This is a genomic window from Alistipes ihumii AP11 (assembly GCF_025144665.1).
In the GTDB taxonomy this organism is placed as follows: Bacteria; Bacteroidota; Bacteroidia; order Bacteroidales; family Rikenellaceae; genus Alistipes_A; species Alistipes_A ihumii.
In genome coordinates, this window is sequence record NZ_CP102294.1 from 796,871 (window position 1) to 820,232 (window position 23,362).

At 58.6% G+C, this 23,362-nt stretch carries 21 protein-coding genes and 1 tRNA gene; 10 read left to right on the plus strand and 12 right to left on the minus strand.

All coding sequences use genetic code 11. The features are described 5' to 3' along the window. Nucleotides 1-142 precede the first annotated feature (142 nt). Both def and ruvX read right to left on the minus strand, forming a co-directional pair. Nucleotides 143-700, minus strand: coding sequence for a peptide deformylase (gene def, locus NQ491_RS03195; protein WP_019244766.1), 558 nt, complete (start codon nucleotides 698-700; stop codon nucleotides 143-145). A 17-nt stretch (nucleotides 701-717) separates the two neighbouring features. Further along, entirely contained in the window at nucleotides 718-1,170 is a 453-nt protein-coding gene (gene ruvX / locus NQ491_RS03200) for a Holliday junction resolvase RuvX (RefSeq protein ID WP_051012963.1), read from the minus strand. 149 nt (nucleotides 1,171-1,319) lie between these two features. On the opposite strand from ruvX, the gene NQ491_RS03205 reads away from it, so the two are divergent. From NQ491_RS03205 to NQ491_RS03240, 8 genes are all read left to right on the plus strand, one after another. Beyond that, the gene (locus NQ491_RS03205; RefSeq protein ID WP_019244764.1) at nucleotides 1,320-2,312 is read left to right on the plus strand and encodes a glycoside hydrolase family 43 protein; all 993 of its coding nucleotides are present in this window, start codon (nucleotides 1,320-1,322) and stop codon (nucleotides 2,310-2,312) included. Nucleotides 2,313-2,344: 32 nt separating this feature from the next. Next, entirely contained in the window at nucleotides 2,345-3,886 is a 1,542-nt protein-coding gene (locus NQ491_RS03210; RefSeq protein ID WP_019244763.1) for a glycine--tRNA ligase, read from the plus strand. A 355-nt stretch (nucleotides 3,887-4,241) separates the two neighbouring features. Continuing rightward, the gene (locus tag NQ491_RS03215; RefSeq protein ID WP_020424319.1) at nucleotides 4,242-5,123 is read left to right on the plus strand and encodes a hypothetical protein; all 882 of its coding nucleotides are present in this window, start codon (nucleotides 4,242-4,244) and stop codon (nucleotides 5,121-5,123) included. Between the two features lie 489 nt (nucleotides 5,124-5,612). Next, entirely contained in the window at nucleotides 5,613-6,083 is a 471-nt protein-coding gene (gene coaD / locus NQ491_RS03220; protein WP_019244761.1) for a pantetheine-phosphate adenylyltransferase, read from the plus strand. 31 nt (nucleotides 6,084-6,114) lie between these two features. Then, entirely contained in the window at nucleotides 6,115-7,167 is a 1,053-nt protein-coding gene (lpxD, locus tag NQ491_RS03225; RefSeq protein ID WP_019244760.1) for a UDP-3-O-(3-hydroxymyristoyl)glucosamine N-acyltransferase, read from the plus strand. 27 nt (nucleotides 7,168-7,194) lie between these two features. Then, complete coding sequence (gene ruvC, locus NQ491_RS03230; RefSeq protein WP_019244759.1) at nucleotides 7,195-7,788, plus strand: crossover junction endodeoxyribonuclease RuvC; 594 nt, start codon at nucleotides 7,195-7,197, stop codon at nucleotides 7,786-7,788. A 696-nt stretch (nucleotides 7,789-8,484) separates the two neighbouring features. Further along, nucleotides 8,485-8,558 (plus strand) — tRNA-Arg (locus NQ491_RS03235). Between the two features lie 113 nt (nucleotides 8,559-8,671). Next, a complete protein-coding gene (locus NQ491_RS03240; protein ID WP_074431099.1) occupies nucleotides 8,672-9,505 on the plus strand; it encodes a site-specific integrase in 834 nt (277 codons plus the stop codon). A 269-nt stretch (nucleotides 9,506-9,774) separates the two neighbouring features. Here NQ491_RS03240 and NQ491_RS03245 read toward each other — a convergent pair whose 3' ends face one another. The 10 genes from NQ491_RS03245 to NQ491_RS03290 form a co-directional block, all read right to left on the minus strand. Next, complete coding sequence (locus NQ491_RS03245; protein WP_019244758.1) at nucleotides 9,775-10,434, minus strand: recombinase family protein; 660 nt, start codon at nucleotides 10,432-10,434, stop codon at nucleotides 9,775-9,777. Nucleotides 10,435-10,666: 232 nt separating this feature from the next. Beyond that, entirely contained in the window at nucleotides 10,667-10,969 is a 303-nt protein-coding gene (locus NQ491_RS03250; RefSeq protein ID WP_019244757.1) for an RNA recognition motif domain-containing protein, read from the minus strand. 32 nt (nucleotides 10,970-11,001) lie between these two features. After that, the gene (locus tag NQ491_RS03255) at nucleotides 11,002-11,442 is read right to left on the minus strand and encodes a cold shock domain-containing protein (protein ID WP_019244756.1); all 441 of its coding nucleotides are present in this window, start codon (nucleotides 11,440-11,442) and stop codon (nucleotides 11,002-11,004) included. A 26-nt stretch (nucleotides 11,443-11,468) separates the two neighbouring features. After that, nucleotides 11,469-12,668 (minus strand): DEAD/DEAH box helicase, encoded by a 1,200-nt coding sequence (locus NQ491_RS03260; RefSeq protein WP_026089480.1) that lies wholly within the window; start codon nucleotides 12,666-12,668, stop codon nucleotides 11,469-11,471. A gap of 625 nt (nucleotides 12,669-13,293) precedes the next feature. Continuing rightward, nucleotides 13,294-13,869, minus strand: coding sequence for a DKNYY domain-containing protein (locus NQ491_RS03265; RefSeq protein WP_019244754.1), 576 nt, complete (start codon nucleotides 13,867-13,869; stop codon nucleotides 13,294-13,296). A 113-nt stretch (nucleotides 13,870-13,982) separates the two neighbouring features. Further along, nucleotides 13,983-14,213: a (4Fe-4S)-binding protein gene (locus tag NQ491_RS03270; protein WP_019244753.1), complete on the minus strand. Its 231-nt coding sequence runs from the start codon at nucleotides 14,211-14,213 to the stop codon at nucleotides 13,983-13,985. A 46-nt stretch (nucleotides 14,214-14,259) separates the two neighbouring features. Next, the gene (locus NQ491_RS03275; RefSeq protein ID WP_026089479.1) at nucleotides 14,260-14,547 is read right to left on the minus strand and encodes a GNAT family N-acetyltransferase; all 288 of its coding nucleotides are present in this window, start codon (nucleotides 14,545-14,547) and stop codon (nucleotides 14,260-14,262) included. Between the two features lie 441 nt (nucleotides 14,548-14,988). Beyond that, entirely contained in the window at nucleotides 14,989-16,302 is a 1,314-nt protein-coding gene (locus NQ491_RS03280) for a TolC family protein (RefSeq protein ID WP_019244751.1), read from the minus strand. Beyond that, nucleotides 16,299-19,328: an efflux RND transporter permease subunit gene (locus NQ491_RS03285; protein ID WP_019244750.1), complete on the minus strand. Its 3,030-nt coding sequence runs from the start codon at nucleotides 19,326-19,328 to the stop codon at nucleotides 16,299-16,301. Before NQ491_RS03285 ends, NQ491_RS03280 begins: the two co-directional genes overlap by 4 nt. Nucleotides 19,329-19,340: 12 nt before the next feature. Then, nucleotides 19,341-20,414: an efflux RND transporter periplasmic adaptor subunit gene (locus NQ491_RS03290; RefSeq protein WP_019244749.1), complete on the minus strand. Its 1,074-nt coding sequence runs from the start codon at nucleotides 20,412-20,414 to the stop codon at nucleotides 19,341-19,343. A 184-nt stretch (nucleotides 20,415-20,598) separates the two neighbouring features. Here NQ491_RS03290 and NQ491_RS03295 point away from each other — a divergent pair, with 184 nt between their 5' ends. Both NQ491_RS03295 and NQ491_RS03300 read left to right on the plus strand, forming a co-directional pair. After that, on the plus strand, nucleotides 20,599-22,065 hold the full coding sequence (locus tag NQ491_RS03295) for a mechanosensitive ion channel family protein (protein WP_019244748.1): 1,467 nt from the start codon (nucleotides 20,599-20,601) through the stop codon (nucleotides 22,063-22,065). Nucleotides 22,066-22,258: 193 nt separating this feature from the next. Further along, complete coding sequence (locus NQ491_RS03300) at nucleotides 22,259-23,257, plus strand: hypothetical protein (RefSeq protein WP_019244747.1); 999 nt, start codon at nucleotides 22,259-22,261, stop codon at nucleotides 23,255-23,257. The last annotated feature ends 105 nt before the right edge of the window (nucleotides 23,258-23,362 follow it).

Sequence of the window (23,362 nt, forward strand, 5' to 3'; positions counted from 1 at the left end):
GGCCGAAACCGGCATGAAAACCGCCGGACTTCCCCAACAGGAATACACCTTTCGAGCGACAGCCTGGCCAAACGGAAAGAAGCGCGCCTCCGACGGAAACGCACGATCACGAAAGAGAGATCATAAAACGACCGGAAACGAGCTACTTGCGAACCAGCTTCGTCTTGTAGGCAGCCTTGTACTTGCCTTTGGCCATGGCGGCCAGCTTGCCCTTGATCAGCGTCTTGCGCAACGGAGAGAGACGATCGACGAACAGCTTGCCGTCCAGGTGATCGTACTCGTGCTGAATCACCCGGGCCGCGAAGCCGTCGTACTCCTCGTCGTGTTCGACAAAATGCTCGTCCACATAGCGGATGCGTATCCTTTCCGGCCGGCTCACGTCCTCGTTCAAGCGGGGCAGGCTCAGGCAACCCTCGCCGTAGAGCACCTCCTCGCCGGAACGCTCGTAAATCCGGGCATTGATGAAGGTCTTGCGAAACCCGGCCAGACGCGGGTCCTCGTCGGCATTGACCGACGCGTCGACAACGAACACGCGGATGTTGCGGCCGACCTGCGGAGCGGCGAGCCCCACCCCGTCGGCCTCGTACATCGTCTCCCACAAATCCGCCAGAAAGCGATCCAAATCGGGATAATCCTTCGTAATGTCGACCGACTCGTTGCGCAGAACCGGCGACCCGTAGATATAAATCGGTAAAAACATAGTCGCGTATCTTCCTTTTACTCTTTTCCTGATACCGGGCCGTCCGCCCGGAACCTTTCGGCCGACTCCATGTACCCCTGCAGGATGATCGTCGCGCTGACGCGGTCGACCAAGCCCTTGTCATGGCGACGGCGGCTCTTGGGCACGCCGCCCTCGATAATGGCCCGTTGGGCCAGCACGGAGGTGAAACGCTCGTCGAACAGCTCGACGCGCACCCCGGGCAACTCCTTCCGGAGACGCTCGACCAACGGGCGTATCTGCGAATAGCTCGCCGACGGAGCCCCGCTCATCTGCCGGGGCATGCCCACGACGATCAGATCGACGCCCTCGGCGACCACATAGCGTTTCACGTAATCGAGCAGCGCGGCAGTAGGCACCGTATCGAGCGCCCCGGCAATGATCCGCAACGGGTCGGTCACCGCCAGTCCCGTCCGCTTCGCCCCGTAGTCGATCGCCAGAATCCGCCCCATAATTTCCTCGCCGCCTTTCCGGCGTTCGCACGCAAAGTTAAGAAAAAAACCTATCTTTGCATCTGCGTCGCGCGAACGCCATGACGGACAATGGCCGTCGGAGCCGAACGCCTCCCGGCGCCGCAACGATTTTCGACCCTTATATGCTTATGAACGGTCCGAACAAAAAAATATCGAATCGCCTCGCCCTGTATTTTGCCGCCGCCTTTCTGTCGGTGCAAGAGCTACCGGCCCAACAGCCGGCGGAACGGGCCGTGCCGCTCGCCGGGATTCATATCCGCGACCCGTATATCCTGCCCGTCGCAGGCGACAGCACGTATTACCTGTTCGGGACCAACCAAGCCGACGTTTCGTACCGTTCCAAAGGGTTTTACTGCTATGCGAGCCGCGACCTGAAAGAGTGGACGGGCCCCTACCCCGCTTTCGTTCCGGACGAAGGCTTCTGGGGCGGGAACAATTTCTGGGCGGCCGAATGCCATGCCTATCGGGACAAATACTATCTGTTCGCGACGATACGCGGCAAGGCCGACAGCCTGCTCGGCACAGCCATATTCGAGGCCGACACGCCGAGAGGACCTTACAGGGAGCACAGCAAAGGGCGCGTTACGCCCGAAGACTGGAACTCGCTCGACGGAACGCTGCATGTGGACCGACAAGGACGGCCATGGATGGTTTTCTGCCATGAGTGGACGCAGATCGGCAACGGCACGGTCGAAGCCGTCCGGCTCAAAAAAGACCTGAGCGGCCCGGCGGGAAAGCCGGTCACGCTGTTCAAGGCGTCCGAGGCGCCATGGGTCCGCTCGCACGTCCCCGGAGAAAAACTGTACGTCACCGACGGGCCGTTCCTGCTGCGCAACAGCCGGGGCGAGCTGCTGATGCTTTGGTCGTCGTTCACCGACGAGGGCTACGCCATCGGGCTGGCCCGCTCGCGGAGCGGCGACATCGGCGGACCGTGGGAACAATTTCCGCAGCCGATCTTTCGGCGCGACGGAGGGCACGGCATGATCCTGCGCACGTTCGACGGCAGGCTGCTGCTGAGCATCCACCAGCCCAACCGGACGCCCGATGAGCGGACGAAGCTGTTTCCGCTGCGCGAAACGGCCGACGGAGGACTGGAGATCGCGGGGGACGCGCTCCCGTAAAACGAGCAAAAAACGAAAGCAAACCGAACGATATGACACAGGAAGAACTCTTCAAGAAACTGGTCGCTCACAGCAAGGAATACGGGTTCATATTCCCGTCGAGCGAAATCTACGACGGCCTGAGCGCCGTATACGACTACGGACAGCTGGGCGTCGAGCTCAAGAACAATATCAAGCGCTACTGGTGGGACGCGATGACGAAGCTCAACGACAACATCGTGGGTATCGACTCGGCGATCTTCATGCACCCGCGCATCTGGGAAGCGTCGGGCCATGTGGGCGCGTTCAACGACCCGCTGATTGACAACCGCGACTCGAAGAAGCGCTACCGTGCGGACGTGCTGATCGAAGACTTCATCGCCAAGCAGGACGAAAAGATCGCCAAGGAGGTCGAAAAGGCTCGCAAGAAGTTCGGCGATTCGTTCGACGAGGCCAAGTTTCTGGCGACCAATCCCCGCGTGGCCGAGCATAAGGCCAAGCGCGACGAGGCGCACGAGCGGATGGTGAAGGCCCTCAACGACAACGACCTCGACGAGCTGCGGCAGATCATCGTCGACAGCGGCATCGTCTGCCCGATCTCGGGCACGCGCAACTGGACCGAAGTGCGCCAGTTCAACCTGATGTTCGAGACGAAGATCGGCTCGGTCAGCGAAGGAGCCAATACGATCTACCTGCGCCCCGAAACGGCTCAGGGCATTTTCGTCAACTTCCTGAACGTACAGAAGACCGGCCGGATGAAGATTCCGTTCGGCATCGCGCAGATCGGCAAGGCGTTCCGCAACGAGATCGTCGCGCGGCAGTTCATCTTCCGCATGCGCGAGTTCGAGCAGATGGAGATGCAGTTCTTCGTCCGTCCGGGCGACGAGCTGCGCTGGTTCGACCATTGGCGCCAGACCCGCATGAAATGGCATCGCGCGCTCGGATTCGGCGACGAGCACTACCGCTTCCACGACCACGACAAGCTGGCCCACTACGCCAATGCGGCGACCGACATCGAATACGAGTTCCCGTTCGGCTTCAAGGAGGTCGAGGGCATCCATTCGCGGACGGACTTCGATCTGGGCAACCACCAGAAGTTCTCCGGCAAAAAGATACAGTACTTCGACACCGAAACGGGCGAAAGCTATGTGCCCTACGTCGTCGAGACATCGATCGGCGTCGACCGCATGGTGCTTCAGGTACTGTCGGCTTCGTACGAGGAGCAGACGCTCGAGGGCGGCGACACCCGGCTGGTGATGCATTTCCCGCCGGCTTTGGCTCCCGTCAAGGCCGCCGTGCTGCCGCTGGTCAAGAAGGACGGACTGCCCGAGGTGGCCCGCGAGCTGATGCACGCGCTGAAGGCCGACCACAACGTGCAGTACGACGAAAAGGACAGCATCGGCAAGCGCTACCGCCGTCAGGACGCGATCGGCACGCCGTTCTGCATCACGGTCGACCATCAGACGCTCGAGGACCGGACCGTCACGGTCCGCCACCGCGACTCGATGGAGCAGCAGCGCGTGGCCATAGCCGACCTGCCCGCGATGATCGGCGAGGAGGTCAGCCTGCGCAAGCTGTTCGCCAAGCTGAACTAAGCAGACGAGAAAATGAACCGAGCGGACCGTTCGACCGTCTGGTCGAACGGTCCGCTCGTTATGAACGATTACAACGACCGGGCCTCGGGATCGAGTCCGATCGATTAAGGCGTCGCCCGACTCCATTGCCGAGCGTTGGTCGTCGAAGGATCACGAAAGAAATCGGAACGATTCTCGGATTGCCGATCAAAGCCCCATTCAGAAAAAACGGTTTCGTCAATGAAATTCCTAAAATTCACATATATTCGATAATAGGACACGGATACGCAAACACTATCACTCCGATTCTTCGATCCCAACTAATTCCAACTATTATGAAAAACCTAATCTTTCCGCAGCATGTCTTTTTCTGTTCGTGGAAACTCTGTTTTCCCGCTGTCACAACGACAAAACGAACCTGAGCGAATACGCTCTGTACAAATGGCATCACCCTGAAGGGAACGTTCCCTACGACACGTTCGATCTGGTCGTCGCTTGCGAGAGCGATCCGGACCGTTTCGTCACAGAACTCAAAAGCGAAGGGGATTCCCCGACATTGACCGGATCGAAATACGACCCGGTCGTCTCGTTTACCGTTCCGGCCAATACGAGCACCGATGATCGCGAGTGGAAAATATTCGTCTCCGGAACCGACTGCCGCCAGAGCGTTGTCCAACGATCGATGTATACCGACGGACAGACGACGTGGGCCCGCGGCAACATCGTGCTCAAGGATAGCCGGTTCGCGATCGGATCGCCGACCGACTTCGGGCTGTTTTTCCGGTTCAACAGCATTTACGGACTACCGTCCGACGATCCGAAAGCATGGATGTATCAAAACATAGCGTATAACCCGGACCAGGTAACGATTCAATGGAAGGATATGCCTTACGATGACGACAGCGATCCCTGCGGCTTGGCGGATCCAGCCGGGACATGGCGTTTGCCGACCAAAGACGAGATCGAATCGCTGAGCGGCACCGTGGATTTTAGTCAGCCATACGATTACAATTACGGCGAGATGAACGGCGTATTCGTTTACAAATATGCAGAAGGCAAACTGATCATGCCGGGTGGAGGCGTACTGTACGGCACATACGGAACGGGCATGGCCCGTTATTACTGGAAAGGAGAAGGATACATCCGGTCCGGTACTCCATGCTATGCGATGAAAGGCCACCTTTTCCGTGACCGAACCACGATCGTGGAATTATTGGCCAACCGGTACGCCCTACCTGTCCGATGCGTCAGACAATAAACCGAATGCCGGCAAATATTCCAATTCGGCAAACCATCGTTACCCTCCGTTCCGAAAGCGAATCGCAGAACACGCCCCCGTTATGCGGATCGGTTCCACCGGCCCCATCCGCAAGCGCATTCGGAATGTCGAACGGAACCGTCATATACGGGGGATTCGGGAGACAGCGCATGCGGAAACAGGTTACAGCAGAGGGGAAGTCATCCGCCACGGTAGGGAAATGCTAAATCGCAGAGAATCGCTCGGCCGCAATCCTTCACGCGGACACCCGAGCTCCGATCCGTCGTCCTGCGAAAGGCCGACATCCTTTTCCAGAAAAAAAAGAAAGCGCAGCGACTGATCCGACCGAACGAATATCATGCAAGCTCCGGACCCGACTCGATATACGCTCTTCGCAGCGAACGAAGCTGTCTTTCGGACGCCCGAGTTTTTTATCTGCCGCGTTTTTTATACCTTCGCCTCAGCGAAACGCAAACCAAAAGGAACGTCATGAACCGAACCGCGCTGTTTCCGGGATCGTTCGATCCTTTCACGCTGGGACACAAGATCGTAGTCGATCAGGGACTCGAACTGTTCGAGCGGATCGTCATCGCCGTCGGCGTCAACACCGAAAAGAGAGGCCTGCTGACGCCCGAGAACCGCGCCCGGCTGATCCGAGACCTGTACCGAAACGACTCGCGCATCGAGGTGGTCATCTACAACGAGCTGACCGGCAAGGTATGCCGCCAGCTGGGTATAGACACGATCCTGCGCGGCCTGCGCAACACGGTCGATTTCGAGTACGAGCGAAACATCATGCAGGTCAATCAGACGCTCTTTCCCGAGATCAAGACCGTGCTGCTGTTCACCCCGGCCAGGTACGTCGCCATCTCGTCGAGCGTCATCCGCGAGCTGGTCACCTTCGGAGGCGATCCGACCCCGCTGATGCCCGAAAACATCGATATTAAAAACTACCTGTAAGCCGAACAGAACAATCAACCGAACCAACGATATGGAATTTACCGCAGAACTGATCGCCGGCTACCTCGGCGGAGAGATCGCGGGCGACCCGAAGGCCGTCGTCACGAAACTCGCAAAAATCGAAGAAGGAGAAGCAGGCGCGCTCGCTTTTCTGGCCAACCCGAAATACGAGCATTATATCTACGATACGAAAGCGACGATCGTGATCGTCAACCGTTCGTTCGAGCCTACGGCTCCGGTCGCGGCGACGATGATCCGCGTCGACGACGCCTACTCGTGCTTCGCGAAGCTGCTCGAACTGTACGTAGCGAACAAGCCCCGGAAAAAGGGCGTCAGCCCGCTCGCGGCGATCGATGCATCGGCCACGCTGGGCGACGAAACCTACGTGGGCGAGTTCGCGGTGATCGGCGCGAACGTCCGCCTCGGGAAAAACTGCCAGATATATCCTCATGTCTACGTGGGCGACAACGTCCGTCTGGGCGATAACGTACAGTTGTTCCCCGGCGTCAAGATTTACGAGCAGTGCGAGATCGGCGACAACGTGACGATCCACGCCGGATCGGTGATCGGAGCCGACGGATTCGGCTTCGCTCCGGACGACAAGGGTGCGTATCACAAGATTCCGCAAATCGGCAACGTCCGCATCGAGAGCGATGTCGAAATAGGCGCCAACACCTGCATCGACCGGGCGACAATGGGTTCGACGGTCATCCGCCGGGGCGTCAAGCTCGACAACCTGATTCAGATCGGCCATAACGTGACCGTAGGCGAAAACACCGTCGCCGCCTCGCAGGTCGGCGTGGCCGGATCGTCCAAGGTCGGCGCGAACTGCATGTTCGGAGGGCAGGTCGGCATCGCCGGGCATCTGACCGTCGGCGACCGGGTCAAGATCGCCTCGAAATCGGGCGTATCGAACAGCATTCCCGAAGGAGAAACCTACATGGGAAGCCCCGCCATGCCGGGTATCAAGTACCACCGTTCGCATGCCGTTTTCCGCAACCTCCCCGACCTGAGCTACAAGGTCCGCCAACTGGAGAAGGAGCTGGCCAAGCTCCGCGAACGGCTCGGCGAAGCGGAGCAGTAGCCGGAGACGGCATAAGGAAATCATCCGATGGACGGCAAAGTCATTCTGGGAATCGACCCGGGCACGAACCGGACGGGCTACGGCATCGTCCGAAGCGAGGGGAATACGCTGCATTTGGTCGTACTGGGCGACATCGACCTGCACCGGATTGGCGATCCGTATCGTAAGCTGCAGCACATATTCGAACGCGTCTGTCAACTGATCGACACCTACCGGCCCGACGAGGCGGCGCTCGAATCGCCCTTTTTCGGCGCGAACGTGCAGAGCATGCTCAAACTCGGACGGGCGCAGGGAGTCGCTATGGCCGCCGCGCTGAGCCGGGGGCTGCCCGTCTCGGAATACGCGCCCCGCCGGGTCAAGCAGGCGATCACGGGACGAGGGTCGGCCTCGAAGGAACAGGTAGCTTCCCTGCTCAAAAGCATGCTCCATATGACCGAACTGCCGTCGCATCTCGACGCGACGGACGGGCTGGCCGTCGCCGTATGCCACCATTTCCAGTGCTCGGTCATCGGCCGGATCGATCCGTCGCCGCGCAAGAAGGCCCTCGGGGGAGGCCGCACGGGCAGCAAGAGCTGGGCAGAGTTCATTTCGTCCCACCCCGACCGGATCAAGGGTAAATAAGAAACGAGGCTTTCGGACCGTATCGTGAAGGAAACTTCCCTCGCCGACCGCACGCCAATCCTGCGAAAAACAGCCGGCCGACGAATTGCGGTGGTCACGGCAGCTTCGGCCGTTCCGCCGCAACAGAGCCCACAAGCTCCATATAAGAGACCCGGCGCAACGATCGCCAGTTTTCCGCAAGTCGGGGAATGAGTCGTTCATGAAGAGGTACGCTGCTTCCATGCCTCCCCATCGGCGGACGGCGTCCGCAACCGACGGCCACCCCGATCGACATTCCAATAAGATCGTTCCCGTAAAGCCTACGGGGCAGACCGGGAAGTACGCTTCCCATCCGGCGGAGCGTACCGCGACGAAAGATACCACGACCGACATCGGGACGAATTCCGGCTTCTCGAACATAGCACGCGACGAATCCGAGGCCAGACCGCATAATACGCCATCCGAATCCGCAATGGACATTCTGGCAAACCGTAAATCTATGCTTACGAATCGGAAAAGGAACGTAAGACATTTTCCCTCTTGCATGAAAACAGTGCGATGACTCGGTTCAAAACATCCATATTCCGCGACTGCAGGGGCAACAGAACGTGAGACGGACAGAAATCCTGGCCCCGATCGAACTATTTTGCACGATTCCGCCCGTTTTTATTTGGAAGAAACGATTTTTTACTTATCTTTGCACTCGCAATAAGGGAAGGCTCCGTAGCTTAACTGAATAGAGCACTTGACTACGGATCAAGAGGTTACAGGTTTGAATCCTGTCGGAGTCACTGATTGCAAACGGCTTGTCGGAAACGACAGGCCGTTTTTTATTGTTGTTGCGGGTGGATTTCGGGACGAATTACCCCATTTGTTTAAACCAGTGTTTAAACCGAAAATCGGCATGAACACATCAGTTTCAGCAGTGCTATTTACCTCAAAGACACTCGCTAACGGAGAACATCCATTAATGCTCCGCCTGACAAAAAACCGCAAGTTAAAGTACATCAGTCTGCATTTATCCCTTAACGCTCAATATTGGGATGCAAAGAAAGGTCGTCCGCGCCGCCATTGTCCTAACAGGGAGAAAATCATCGCACTGGTCGAACAGAAAATCAGGGAGTATGAAGATCAGATAGTCGACTTTAAAGCCAGCGAACGGGACTATACGTTACATACGCTCGTAGACAAGGCATCCAACAAAGTCGCCGTAGGTGAATATCTGTCCGAACATATCGAGCGTCAGCGTCAGGAAAATCGTATCGGAAATGCCATGACATTCGTTCATTCGCAAACAGCGATGATACGTTGTTTCGGCTCACTGGACTTCTATTTCATCGACATTGATACGGAATTTTTGAAAAAACTCGAAACATGGCTGAGAACGAAAGCGCATTATTCCGACAATTCCATTGGCATTCGTTTCCGTTCGTTGCGTGCGCTCTATAACCAAGCCGTCGCGGACAATCTGGTTAAGAAGAACAACTATCCGTTCGAAATATTCAAAGTCAGCAAATTCAGGGAAACGACTGCTAAACGGGCCCTATCCAAAGACGATATGAAACGTTTGGCGGATTTAGATGTTCGGACGTTGACCAAATATCCGAAGCCGTTTCTCCAACTCGCAAAAGATTTATTCTTATTCAGCTATTTGAGTTGCGGAATCAATTTGACCGACATGTTGCATTTAACGTATAACAATTTAGCGGGCGACCGAATTCGTGATTCCTTATTTTAATGGTGCCTGAATTTAAATTACCTGAAAGAACAATGTATTACACTGTGTGTAAAATCGTTAAACATAATAAATTCACCCATAAAACCGGCTTAAAAATACTATCGGAGTCACTGGAAAATCGAGCACTGGCAAAAGAATTTGCGAGTGCTTTCTATTTTTGCCATGCGAATTTGCCATCAAGTCGTGAAACCGAATAGGAAAACGGTAAACGTGCGACAAAAAACCCCGGGTATGGAACACGGGGTCGGGGTAAGCACAGGCTTGTCTGGTCACAATCTGTTTTTCCTGAATTGCTGCACTCGTCGCTTTTCCTTATCCGAAAGCGCCCTTTGTACGGCAGGATACTTCCTCCGGAACTTAGCGAACGTATCCCGCGAGAGCCCGAACCGTTTGCATATGTCGGTGATCGATTTGTCTTGCTCCAGCATGCGGACGATCTCCTCCTGATTGTCGATCAACACCTTCTGTTTCGTAAAGCTGCCCTTTTTACGGCCGAGGACCATTCCTTCCGCCTTGCGCAGGGCCAAGGCTTCCTTGGTTCGCATGGAAATCAGATTGCGCTCGATTTCCGCCACCAGTCCGAAAGCGAAGCAAAGGACTTTGCTGTTGATGGTATTGTCGAACGAATACCCCTCCTTGGTTGTATAGAGATTGATCTCCCGGGCCAGACACTTGCCCATGATAGCCATGATGTCCGTCAGCGTCCGGCTCAGCCGCGAAATTTCCGTCACGATCAGCGTGTCTCCCGGCTTCATCCGCTTGAGAAGAGTGCCAAGTTTGCGGTCGCGCTCGCGCTTACGGCCGCTGACCACCTCCGTGACCCAGCTGTCGATTACGAAATCCTTACTGTCGGCGAAACGCCGGATTTCATTCTGTTGGTTAGCCAGATTCTGCTTGCCCGTACTAACCCTGAGATATCCTATAACCATTATTCTGAAAAATTAAGCGAAGGCGACGTTGCCTTCATTCGCAAAAAATAATCGGTACGGGAAGATGAAAAAACCGAACCGCGATTTTCCCGCTTCGGACATCTATCTCCCCCGAACCGGCAACGCACGGATTTGCCGTGCGCCCCCACGCTTACCAGGCAGAAACAATACCAAAAGCGGTATGTCCTTCGATGAAAGACATACCGCTCGAAAATCCGGAGGACCGGACGGATCAATACCGTCTTCTGCCGTAGCCTCCGTTGTTGCCGAATCCGCCCCGGTCGTTCCGCTCCGTTTTCGGACGGGCCACGTTGACCGTGATGACCTTGCCTTCGAATTCGGTCTCGTTCAAAGCGTCGATAGCCGACCGGCCCTGAGTTTCGTCGGGCATCTCGACGAAGCCGAATCCTCGCGAACGACCGGTTTCGCGGTCCGTAATGATGTTAGCGGACGACACGTCGCCGTATCCCGCGAATAAGTTTCGCAAACTTTCGTCTTTCGTGGCGAAATTCAGGTTGGAAATGTAAATGTTCATTTTTTCGTTTTTTAAATCCGTAACTTGTTATTCTATTTCGTTCTCGTTATGCTCACCGCATTCATCCCCCGGGTTCCTCTTTCCGTTCCGAAAGCGACGATATGGCCCTCGGCAATGTCCGGGGGAGCCGACGAAACGTGAAAGAAATATTTCTCGGAAGATTCCATATCCTTGATAAAACCGTATCCCCTGCTCTCGTTGAAATGCTCGACCCGGCCCGTAAGCATCTCCGGAACAGAACTTTCCCTTTTGGGCGTAGCGATCGGCACGTCTTCCGGCCTGACCTCCTCCCTACCGCTTTTTTCGGGCAGGGTATCGGCTATCCGCCCGTTTTCGTCGACATAGGCGATCATCTCCTCGAACGAACTGGGACCGCCGGCCTGCCGTTCCTCCCTCCGCTTTTGTTTTTCGAGGCGCCTGGCCCGCTTCTTTTTTTCGTTCTCTCTTTTTCCGAACGATTGTGATCCTGCCATAGAAAAGTTTTGAATGGATAAAATGATCAGGCGGTGCAAGACACCGTCTCGAGTTTTCTGCCGGTCAGCTTCTGGATATCCCTGACCTTCGCGTGCTCGTCCTGCGAACAGAACGTGAGCGCTACGCCTGAGCGGCCCGCCCGGCCGGTTCGGCCGATACGATGGACATAGGTCTCGGCCGCATCGGGCAGATCGTAGTTGATAACGGTATGGAGCTCGCTGACGTCGATGCCCCGTGCGGCAATGTCGGTGGCCACCATGACCTTCACCTTTCCCGACTTGAAATCGCCCAAGGCCCTCTGGCGTTGCCCCTGCGACTTGTTTCCGTGGATCGCTTCGCTGCGGATACCGGCCTTTTTCAGCATGCGGGCGATATTGTCCGCACCGTGCTTCGTGCGCGAGAAAACGAGCACCGACTTGTCCGCCTGCTTTCTGAGCACCGATACCAGCAGGCTCTTTTTTTCCGGTCTCTCGACAAAGTAGACGCGCTGGTCCACCCTATCGACGGTGGAAGAAGCGGGCGTTACCTCGACCCGTACCGGATCGCGCAAGACGGAGCCCGACAGAGCCACGATATCCCGGGGCATGGTGGCCGAGAAAAGAAGCGTCTGGCGCCGGACCGGAAGCAACGGCAACAAGCGCCTGATATCGGCGATAAAGCCCATGTCGAGCATCCGGTCCGCCTCGTCCAGCACGAAATGCGACAGGTTCCCGAGTTCGACCTCTCCCTGAGCGATCAGGTCGAGCAGACGTCCGGGAGTGGCGATCAGAATATCGACGCCCCGGCGGAGCCTGTCCGTCTGAGGCCCCTGCTTGACTCCCCCGAAAATCGTCGCGTGCTTCAGGCCCGTATACTTTCCGTAATCGGCGAACGACTCGCCGATCTGAAGGGCGAGCTCCCGCGTGGGGGTCAGAACGAGGGACCGAATAGCACGGCGGCCGCTTTTCCCGTGCGACCTTCCCCTCCGCTCGCGCCGGAGCGGAACGGTCTCTCCCGCGACGGCCGACGGTTCCCGTTCGAGGGATCGTTCCTCGACCAGTCTCTGCAAGAGGGGCAGGGCGAACGCCGCCGTCTTGCCCGTGCCCGTCTGGGCGATTCCGAGAATATCCGCGCCCCGCAGGGCGATCGGAATAGCCCGCTGCTGAATGGGCGTGAGCTCGTCGTATCCTTTTTCGCGGACAGCCTTCAAAATAGGCTCCGCCATGTTCAGTTCGTTAAATGTCATAATGATTTCGGGTCCGCATTCGCGGACGTTTTTAGTGATCGGCCGCCCGAGGCGACCCGATAAAAATGGAGAGATTGTTTCCGGCTTCCCCGACCCGGCAGGACGCCTTTCGCCCGGCCGGAAAGACAAGAGCCTTCAGAAACAAGAGACGTGAAGCCGGGCTTGCGCTCGCCGGCAAAGAATGATTTCATTCGCGTTGCATCGTTGAATTGGACATAAGCCGTCTTCGGTCTCCGCCGTGAGACTTACTCTGGCCGTTTACTGCCGAAACAAGGAAAGCTTATAAAGGTCGATTTCAACGATGAAAGAACCGGAGCAGGAACGCGCCCGGGAAATGCAAGGAAGATAAGGATCAGAATGAACTCGCGTTGTTTACTGCTCAAAGGTAAGGATTATTTTCCCGTTCGCACCATGTTCGGCAAAAAAAACGCCGCCGTCTCCGATCCCGGACGTCGGAACGCCCGTTCGCGGCTATATACAAGCCTCTATGGGACAGCGCGCTGAACCGGCCTGCACGCGACAGAAGAACGGACAATAATTTTACCGGGATGTGGCTAATCGCTTTTGTGGCGATTGAGCCATGTGTTAGCCGCGCTTTTTTATTTCCGCACGGCTCAACGGCGCGCTATCTTCGGCCCGGCATCCGGAACGCGGACGGAGAAACTCCCTCCAGCTTGCGCCCCATGTAGAATACATTCCACGCATCCTTGCCGTAACCGCCGCCCAGACACTCGAATGAGGATGCCGAGGCTTCCCGCACCTTGCCTCCCCGGAAGAAAACCGTCCAGTCGTCTTTGCCGTAGCCGCCACCGAGGCTCCCGAACGACGAAGCGGAAGCGTCCTTCACCTTTTTGCCCCGGTAAAACACGTTCCAGTCGTCTTTCGCGTACCCTCCGCCCAGACCCTCGAACGACGAGGCGGAGGCGCCGTCCACTTTCACTCCCTCGAAAAAGACGCTCCACGCATCCTTGCCGTAGCCGCCTCCCAAATCCTCGAACGACGAGGCAGAGGCGCCGTCCACCTTCCACCCCCTGTAATAGACGTTCCATGCGTCCTTCGCATACGAGCGGCCTCGGCTCGGCCGGGAAAACCCGGCATACTCCGCAACGAGGGAACATGCGTCGTCCGGTGCGACGACGCCCGACGATCCGGCGCCGAGAGCAGCGCACGAAAGGATAACGGAGAGGAAAACGATTCTCATAGCTCGACGGATTTGATGGCTCATCGGGCAAAGATAGCGAGATCGGACGACAAACGCCGCCCGACCCGAAACTTTCCGGCAAAAAACACGGAACCCGCCGCAAGCCCGACCGTTCAGCGACCGGACGAACCGCACCCGAGCCGGTAGCTCAAGGCGCCGGACGGACAGCGTTCGATCTGTTCGATCAGCTGCCGCGTCGTCGCCCGGGTCGGATCGACCCACGGCCGCAAGCGGGGCCTGTAAACCTGAGGAAGCATCCGGACACAGACTCCGGCGTGAGTGCAGAGACCGGGCTTCCAGATCACGGTCAGCTCGCCGTTGGTATATTCCCTGACTATTTCCATGATCGCTCAAATTCATCCATAAGAAGGCAAATGCGCCGACCTGCCGTCACTCCCGCGCGACGATCCGTTCCCACCGGGGATTCTTCCGAATGTACCCGGCCACGAACGAGCACCGGGGAATCAGCCTCAGGCCCTGCCGGTCGATGTCGGCGAGCGCCTTTTCGACCAGTCGGCTCCCGATGCCTCGTCCGGCCAGTTCGCGGGGAACTTCGGTATGGGTCAGAACGATCACGCCGTCCGCGGGCTTCGCATACTCTATCATGGGAGTCAGCCCGTCGATACGGAACTCGTAACGCTTACGCGGAGCGTTGTCGAACAGTTCGTATGCCTTCATGACTTTTTCCGTTTGCATCGGCCGGAATCCTGCAACTCGGATACCAAACGGGAAACGCCCGCGCCGCTCCCCTTTCTGCCCGACGGTTCGCGGCACGGTTCGGCCCGTACAGGAAACGCCCCGCGCAGAGGTTTTCCTTGCACAACGGCCATTCACGGTCCAAGGCCGCGAATCGGCCCGGATTTTCGGACAGTCGCGGGACTGTTCGCCGCGCAACCGACAAATAAGCCGGAGTTGCCGGGCGAACAAAGAACGCCCGAGAAAACGAACAAGAGAAGATACTCGCCGCCGGATGCCGAGCGGCAGAACCGCCGGAGCGTCCCGCTGCGCCGAGCCATCTGCAGCCAAACCTCGGACTGCCTACCCGGCGCTTTCGCTGCCATGCGGTCACAAACGCAAGTCGGATGCGAAAACAACCGGATCAGTACCTGCGAAAAAGGATCAATCGAGGTAGTGCAGTATGCCGCCGCTGATCTGGAGCAGCGAAATCTCGCAAAGCTTCGTATTGTACTGGGCCGAGAGAATCCGCTCCTCGGCATCGAGCAGGCTTTTCTGGGCCTCGCGCATCTCGATGCCCGACAGGTCGCCGAGCAGATAGCGCTCCATGGCGATCTCGTAATTCTCGTTCGCGGCGACGAGGTTCTCCTCCTCGAGCTTGAGCAGCTCCACGTTGTTGCGGTAAGCCTGCCAGAAATTCGAGAAGTCGGCCTCCAGCGACAGCTCGAGCTGTTCGGTCCGCAACCGGGCGTTGTCGATCTCGATCCGGGCATTGCGCTGCTCGCGGCGGCGGTTGCCGTCGAAAATCGTCATGCCGAGCGTCAGGCCGGCATCGGGACCCAGCGTGCGGCGCTGAAGCGTCGAGCCGCTGCCGTAGCGATTCAGCGAGTAGCCGTATCCCGCGCCGAGCTTCAGATAGGGATAATTGCGCGAGCGAAGCGTCTGCAGATCGAGTTCGGCCAGCGTCTGCTCGCGGGCCGAGCGAAGTAGCGAGGAGTTCGCGCGCAGCATCTGATCCTCGAGTTCCCGGCGGTCGAGCGTCTCATCGACCCGAATCAGCGAGTCGAGCACCAGAATGTGCCTGTCGACGCTATCGACGGCCATCAGCTCGTTGAGCCGGATACGCGAAGCGAAAACGAGCTCCTGCTGCGTGATGTACTGCGAGCTATCGGCATTGAAGTCGACCCGTGCCTGCAACAGGTCCAGACGAGAGAAGCTGCCGATCCGGTAACGCGCCTCGACGATGCGCAGCCGCTCTTTGGAAAGCGACACGGCGTAGCGGAAGTTCTTGAGCCGGATTTTCTGCTGGACGAAATTGTAGTACTCGGCCGCCAGCGAAGCGACGAAATCCTCGATCGCTATGCGCGTCTCCAGCTCGCCCTGAGCCTTGAGCTCCTGCAGGCGGCGATAATCGGTCCGTATGCGGAAACCCTCGAAAATCGTCCACTCGAGGTCGAGCCCCGCCGACACGGTCTGGTCGTACGCCCCGTTTTCGGAGGACGTCTCTCCGGCTCGCGGACGGGTGCGGCTATCGGACAGCGCTCCGTCGTAGCCTGCCGAAAGATCGAGCGTCGGCAGAGCCCCGGCTGCCGCCCGGGTCGCATTCGACGAACTGATCCGCTCTTCGTTGCGGGCGATGCGAATCGAGTAATTGCGCTCCAAGCCCGTCTCCAGACAGGACTTCAGCGTATAAGGGGTCTGCGCGGACAAGACGGACAAGCCGCACAGCGCCCAAGTCAGCGACAGGAATCTTCTCATGCTTTCTTCTTGTGTCTGTCGGTGGAAATATAGCTGTACATGGCCGGAACGATGTAAAGCGTCAGCAGGGTCGAGACGAGCATGCCGCCGACGACGGCCACACCCATCGCCACGCGGCCGGCAGCTCCCTCGCCGGTAGCCACGGCTAACGGAATCAGTCCCAGCACGGTCGAGGCGCTGGTCATCAGAATCGGGCGCAGGCGCTGCAACGCGGCCTGCTCGATCGCCTCCCCGCGGGCAAGACCCGACTCCTGCTTCTGATTCGCGAACTCGACGATCAGGATACCGTTCTTGGCCACCAGCCCGATCAGCATGATGATGCCGATCTGGCTGAATATGTTCATCGTCTGCCCGCCCGCATACATGAACACGAGCGCCCCGGCCACCGCCAGCGGTACGGTGAGCATGATCACCAGCGGGTCCTTGAAGCTCTCGAACTGCGCGGCGAGGATCAGATAGATCAGCACGATGGCCAGCACGAAAGCGAACATCAGGCTCGACGAGCTCTCGCGGAACTCCTTCGAATCGCCGGCCAGCGCCGTGCGGAACGTGTCGTCGAGCGTCTCGCGCGCGATGCGGTCCATCTCGTCGAGGCCCTGCCCGATCGTCTTCCCCTCGGCCAGTCCGGCCGATACGGTAGCCGAAACGAAACGGTTGTAGCGATAGAGCTGCGGCGGTGCGACGGCTTCCTGCAGCGACACGAGGTTATCGAGCTGCACCATCTCGCCGGCCTCGCTGCGCACGTAGATCGACTTGAGGTCGGTCGGCTTGTTGCGCTGCTGACGATTGATCTCGCCCAAAATCTCGTACTGCTTGCCGTTCATATAGAAATAGCCCATGCGCTGGCCGCTGAGGCCGTATTGCAACGTCTGGGCGATGTCACGCGTGCTGACTCCCATCAGACCGGCCTTGTCGCGGTTGATCGTGATGCGGGCCTCGGGCTTGCTGAACTTCAGATCGACGTCGGCCATCTGGAAAACGGGGCTCTCGTAGACCTTCGCCATAAATCCGGGCAGTACCTGCTGGAGCTTCTCGAGATTGGTCGCCTGCAGCACGTACTGCACGGGCATCTGGCCACGGCGGCCTCCGAACGTACTCTGCTGCTGCACGAAAGCACGGGCCATCGTCTTGGATCGGACGGCTTTCGACAACTCCTCGGCGATCTCCATCTGCGAGCGGTCGCGGTCGGCAATATCCCGAAGCGAAATCCGGACGTTGCCGCTCCCGCTCGACACGCGGGCCGTAATGGCCTCGGCCTCGGGGACGAGCGAGTCGACCAGACGGTTGATGTCCTCGGTATAGTCGCGCATGTACTCGTAGGTGATCCCCTCGGCCCCGCGCGTGTTGATCGATATGGACGAGCGGTCCTCGAGCGGAGCCATCTCGGACGGGATACGGCTCCAGAGCACCCAGATCATCCCCACGGTCAGCAGCACGACCGGTATGGCCACGACCCTCCGGCGCATGAATGCCGCCAGCGTCCGGGCATAGAGGCGGTTCATCCCGTCGAAGAAAGGCTCGGTCGCCCGGTAGAACCAGCTCTGCCGCTCTTTCCGCACGAGCATCTTGGTAGCCAGCATCGGAGTGAAGGTCAGCGCCGCGAAAGCCGAAATGAGCACGGCGCCCGTCACGACCAGACTGAACTCGCGGAACAGGCGGCCGGTCGTACCCTGCATGAAAACGATCGGGAAAAAGACGGCCACGAGCGTGATCGTCGTCGAAATGACCGCGAAGAAAATTTCCTTCGATCCCTCGATTCCCGCCTCTTTGGGCGTCATTCCCCGCTCGATACGGATATAGATGTTCTCGGTCATCACGATCGCGTCGTCGACGACGAGACCGACGGCCAGCACGACGGCCAGCATCGACAGCACGTTGATCGAGAAGCCGGCTACGTACATGACGAAAAACGCCCCGACGAGCGATACCGGGATCACGACGCACGGAATCAGCGTCACGCGCCAGTCGCGCAGGAACAGGAAAATAATCACGATCACGAGCAAAAAGGCGACGTAGACCGTCTCCTTCACCTCGTCGATCGAGGCGCGGATGAACTTCGTATTGTCGAATCCGAAGCGCGTGACGACGTCTTCGGGCAAATCCTTGCTCATCGTTCTCAACCGCTCGTAGACGGCGTCGGCAATGTCGATATGGTTGGCTCCCGGCTGCGGAATCACGACGACGCCGACCATCGGAATGCCGTCCATCTTCATGTAACTGCGCATGTCCTGCGGACCGAGTTCGGCCCGGCCTATGTCGCTGAAACGGATGATCCGGCCATTTTCCTCACTGACAATCAAATCATTGAACTCCTGAGCCGTATGCATCAGGCCCAACGTACGGATCGTCAGCTCGGTCGTATTGCCCTCGATGCTGCCCGAGGGAAGCTCGACGTTCTCGCGGTCGAGCGCGTTTTTCACGTCGACGGGCGTGATGCCGTAGCCGGCCATCTTGACGGGATCGAGCCACAAGCGCATCGAGTAACGCTTCTCGCCCCATATCTCGACGCTGCTCACGTCGCTGATCGTCTGCAACTGCTCCTTGACCGTCAGATCGGCGATCTCGCTCAGCTCGAGCAGCGACCGCTTGTCGCTCTGGATGGTCACCATCAGAATAGGCGACGCGTCGGCGTCGGCCTTCGACACGGTGGGAGGATCGCAGTCGCGCGGCAGATAGCGCTGCGCGCGCGACACCTTGTCGCGCACGTCGTTGGCCGCCGTCTCCAGATCGACCGAAAGCTCGAACTCGACCGTGATGCGGCTCGAGCCCTGCCGGCTGACGCTCGACAGCGAGCGAATGCCCGGAATACCGTTGATATTCTGCTCGAGCGGCTCGGTAATCTGGTTCTCGATCACGTCGGCATTGGCCCCCGGATAGGAACAACTGACCGAAATGATCGGGTTGTCGACACTCGGATACTCGCGCACGCCGAGCGAGGTGTAGCCTATCAGGCCGAAAAGCAGGATAATCAGCGTCAGCACCGTCGCCATGACGGGCCGCCGGATGCTCAGTTCGGAAATGTTCATAGGGCAGCCGGTTTATCGAAGATTGTCGAGCTTGACTTTCAAACCGGTGCGCAACTGGAGCGTACCGGAAGTAATCAGCGTGTCGCCGGGCGAGAGGCCGCGCACAACCTGAATCACCGAGTCGGTCCGGATGCCGGTCTTGATTTCGACCGGACGCGCCGTGCCGCCTTTATAAAGGAAGACCTTGTCGACGCCCATCTCGGGCACGACGGCCTCGGTCGGAACGGCGATCGCCTCGGGTATATCGCTGACCTGTATGCGAATGCTGGCGAAACGTCCCGGGAACAAATGCTGCCCGTCGTTGGGATAGAGCGCGCGCACGGAAAGCGTGCGCGACTGCTCGTCGACATTCGGATCGACGGCGTACACCTTGGCGCGGAACGTCTCGAGACTCCCCTCGACGGTAAAGGAGAGCGGTGTTCCCGGCCTGATCTCGGACGCATAGCGCTCGGGCACGCCGAACTCGATCTTGAGCGGAGCGATGCGCGTCAGCTTGGCAACCACGACCGTAGGCGACGCATAGGCCCCCTCGCTGACGCGGCGCAGACCGATGATCCCGTCGAACGGAGCGCGCAACTCGGTCAACGCGATGTTGGCCTCGCACAGCTCGATGTCGGCGTTCAGCGTAGCCAGCTCGGTCCGCGCCTGCTCGTAAGCCTCCTGACTCACGGCATCCTTTTCGAGCAACGTGCTCTGACGGTAAACCCGATCCTCGGCCAGCTTGACCTGAGCCTTGTACTTGGAGAGCTGGGCCTGCAGCGGCTTGTCGTTGACCTTAGCCAGCAATTGTCCTTTTTTTACGGGAGTGCCCTCCTCGAAATCGATCGAGACGATCTTGCCCGAGGTCTCGAACGAAAGATCGACCTCCTCGTCGGGCAGCAGGGTACTGGTCGTGAAAATGTCGTCGGTCAGATGCTGCGGACGGATCACGAGCGCGTTGACATGAAGCACGCCGCCCTTGGCAGCGGGACCCGCTCCCCCCGCCCCCTCTTCGGCGGCAGGGGTCCGCAGCAGATTGTAACAACCCGCCCCGGCAGCCACGAGCAGCACGGCGGCGGTAATCAGCCATTTGATTCTTTTCCTCATCGAAACGAAGTTTGGGTAGTATTGTCCTTACTGGCAAAAATACAAAAAGAGGCTGGAAAATCTTCCCGTCCGACAGGCAATTTTGACCAAAATTCTTGTTTCGGTACGGACCCGATGCGAAAATCGTTCACGGCAAAGTATTTGCATCGGCAATTACGGGCCGAACGGCCGAAACAGGCATCCTATGAACGAAGACAGCCGCCTCACCCAGTGGGCGCACGAAATGCTGACCGAAGCGGGCATACGCCCCGAAACCGCCGACCTGCTGGATCAGGCGATCATTCTGCTGCTGATCGTACTGATCGCATGGGCTGCGGACCTGGTCTGCCGGTTTCTGATTCTCGGCGTCGGGAAGCGGATCGCCGCACAGGCGGACAAGAAATGGAAAGGAGTGCTGGTCGAACGGTCGGTGCTGCGCAAGTTTTCCGATCTGATCCCGGTCATACTGGTCTATCTGCTGATTCCGCTGGCCTTCCCGGCCCGCTCGCACACGCCCGCGGTGCTACAGACGATCTGTCTGGTCTACGTTATCATCATCATCATCATGCTTCTCAACGCCCTGCTCAAGGTGACGTTCGCTTTCCTGAACCGACGCGACGAAATGCACGACCGGCCTCTCAAGGGAATGCTTCAGATCCTGCAGGTCAGCCTGTTTTTCGTCGGAGGCATCGTCATCATCGGCCTTATCGTCGGACGGTCCCCGCTGCACCTGCTGGCCGGGCTGGGCGCATCGGCCGCCATCCTGATGCTGATCTTCAAGGACTCGATCCTCGGGTTCGTATCGGGCATCATGCTTTCGGCCAATAAGATGCTCAAGCCGGGCGACTGGATCAGCATGCCGAAGTACAACGTGGACGGGACGGTGCTGGAAGTGACGCTGAACACGGTGAAGATCGAGAACTTCGACAACACGATCACTACGATCCCCCCGTTCGTGCTGACCGGCGACTCGTTCAAGAACTGGCGGTGGATGGAAGAGTCCGGCGGAAGACGCATCATGCGCTCTATCAGCATCGACATGAGCAGCGTGCGCTTTTGCACGCCCGAAGCGATCGAGCGGTACAGGAAAATCCCGCTGGTGAGCGACTTCATCGCCGAACATGAGAAAAAAGCCGAAACGTCCGCCCGGACCGGGCCGGACGGCGCGCGACAGGCCGGTTTGTATCGGCTGACCAATCTGACCCTGTTCAGGGCCTATCTGAATAACTATCTGAAAGCCCTTTCGGTCGTCAACCAGGAACTCACCTGCATGGTACGGCACCTGCAACCGACACCGACCGGAATTCCGATCGAAATCTACTGCTTCTCCTCGATCAAGGAATGGGTGGCCTACGAGGGCGTGCAGGCCGACCTGTTCGACCATGTGATCGCCGTAGTTCCCGATTTCGATCTGGTTCTGTTCCAAAGCCCGGCCGGAACCGACCTGCAACGATGGATGCAGCCGCAGCCCGCGCCGGAGACCGTCCGGTCGGCCGACGCGAATGCAACGGACAGGGCCGCCGCAAGCGGGACGGACACGGACGAGCAGACTGACGGGACAACGGCATCCGACGAGACGCCTCCGGCGAGCAATCCGCAAGCGGACGAACGGCCGGACGGCGGAAGGGCGGGTCGCGCGGCCGGTCCGACTCCCGACGCGCCGAAACAATAAGCGCAAAAGACGAGGGCATCGGCAAGCGCTCCCCGTATCACGACAGACAAAAAACGCCGACTCGAAAAACACGAGTCTGCGGAGCGGATATTCCGAACCGAATCGTTATATTTACCGTGCTGTTTCTTCTCGCTCTCCACTTTATACGCGAGAGCGAGGAGAACGCCCGATCCAACCCGAACTACGCAAGACGATGACGATCCGAAACAAAATGTTATGGGCCGCCATAGCGGCCTTTTCCTGCCTGACGGCGGCAAACGGCAACGAACCGGAATCCGACCCGCGCGGCCGCGGAACGAACGAAAGAAAAACGAAAGGGAGAGAAGTGCTGGGCGACCCGCAGTTCCGAAGGGGCATGGCGATCTCGCCGCTTTGGCCCGCGATCGTGCAAAACAACGGCGGATTCGAAAAGACCAACACGGACACGATCCGTTTCGGACGCAGGAGCGGAAAACCCGTCTGGCAAATGGCCCAATGGGCCAGCCGGTACGATCTGGGAGGCACTCCTCCGGTCCGGCAGGCGGACGGAAGCGTCGCGTATGCCAACGAAGGGAAGCGGATCGTCCGCTCGGCGGACGGAACGCTGACGCTCGATATCACGACCAGCACCGAGTACCGGAGCCCCCGGACCGCCGACGGCGCATGGCCTCACTTGCTGATCCAGCAGGATTTCACGCACCGGCCTAACATCGGGCGCATCAGGCATCTCTATTTCGCCATGGACCTGCGCATCGAGCACTGCGAGCGGAGGATGAGCGACGAGCAATACGACGAGAGCCTGCATACGGCCCAGTCGCCTTTCTACTTTTTCATGCGCAACACGAATCCCCGGTCGCCCGACTACGGGCTGTCGCTCTGGGTCGGCGTGCCGTCGTTCGACTACCGTTACGAACGGTTGAGCGACGAAGAGTACGTGCAATGGGACATCGGCACGGCGACCTACATCTATGCGATTCCGCCCCGCAGCATCTGGGGCGACGTCTCGTTCCACGACCGGGAGTGGCACAGCGCCCGGCTCGATCTGCTGCCGCTGATCCGGCGCGGCGTCGCCGCCATGCAGGCCAAAGGACAGTTCGTCCATACCATGCCGGAGGATCTGGAGCTGACGGGCATGAACTTCGGGTGGGAAGTCCCCGGCACTTTCGACGCCGGACTGCAAATCCGCAACCTGAGTATCCGGATCGTCGAGTAGCCCGATCCGACGGCCGCTCGTTTTCAAGTCGGAACGACGGGTCGTACGAAACGCAGCCTATCTCGGCCAAATCCGGCTCCCGTTGCGAGATCGCACAACCTATCG